General features: G+C 65.5%; 1 protein-coding gene. It reads right to left on the bottom strand.

The window, feature by feature from the left end; genetic code table 11:
• Nucleotides 1–721: sugar-binding domain-containing protein (locus NS334_RS16180; RefSeq protein WP_342585557.1), on the bottom strand; the 721-nt coding region annotated here is incomplete at its 3' end.
• Nucleotides 722–932: the final 211 nt, after the last annotated feature.

The following is a 932-nucleotide window of genomic DNA, read 5'->3' as shown; positions in this document are numbered from 1 at the left end:
TGTTATATCTCTCCTCTTCTTCGTCAGCGTCATATGGGTATAAGGGACAGCCGTTTACGCGCCAGAAATCCTGATCTTCCAGATAGCTGCCATCGGCATAGCGATACAGCTCGATCGCTACCGTGTTCGTGCCGGCGTGCATCGCCCTGGTCACGTCGAACTCGGCGGGCAGCTTGGAATCCTCGGAATAGCCGATCCGCTCTCCGTTGACCCAAAGGTGGTAGGCCGCGCCCGCCGCCCCGACCGTCAGCAGCAACCGCCGCCCCGCGAAATGCGCCGGGATCGTCACCTCACGGCGGTACGATCCGACCTCGTTCAGCTTGTGGTCGATCCACGGCTGGTTCTTCGGAAACGGATAGCCGCCACCGATAAACACCGGCGTGCCCTGCCCCTCCGCCTGAAGGATCCCCGGCACCGCGATCGTGCCCCAGCGGCTGACGTCGTAATCGGGCCGCTCGAACCCGATCGGCCGCGCTTCCGGGCTGGGCGAATGCTGGAAGCGCCACCGCCCGTCGAGCGACAGATGATAGCGGGAGCGCTTCGCGTCCTCGCTCAGCGCCCCCGCCCGCGTCTCGAACCCGTCAAAGGTCGCGTGCATCGGCTCGGCGCCGATGCGGATCACCTCCGGCCGCTCCCATTCGGCGGGAGCGATCGTCTGGGCGATCGCCCCCGTCGCCGCCGATGTGGACATCAGCATGGCGAGCACGACGCGACCTCTCATTCATTCTCTCCCTGATCGGCGGCCGACGACGTGCCGGCCGCCGTGAACGCCTCAGAATTCGGCGGACAGACCGACGAAGAAGGTCCGGCCCGCGACGTCGTACACGCCCGGATAGGTGTTGCCATTACCGAACGGCGCCATGTACACCCTGCTCGCTCGCCGGTCGATCGCGGTCGATTCGCACGTTGACACAGCACCGAAGAGCACGACC

The sequence above is a fragment of the Sphingomonas endophytica genome (genome assembly GCF_001476895.1).
GTDB classification, from domain to species: Bacteria; Pseudomonadota; Alphaproteobacteria; order Sphingomonadales; family Sphingomonadaceae; genus Sphingomonas; species Sphingomonas endophytica_A.
Note: the sequence above shows the minus strand (reverse complement) of the source record. Positions and strands in the feature narration are given on the sequence as shown.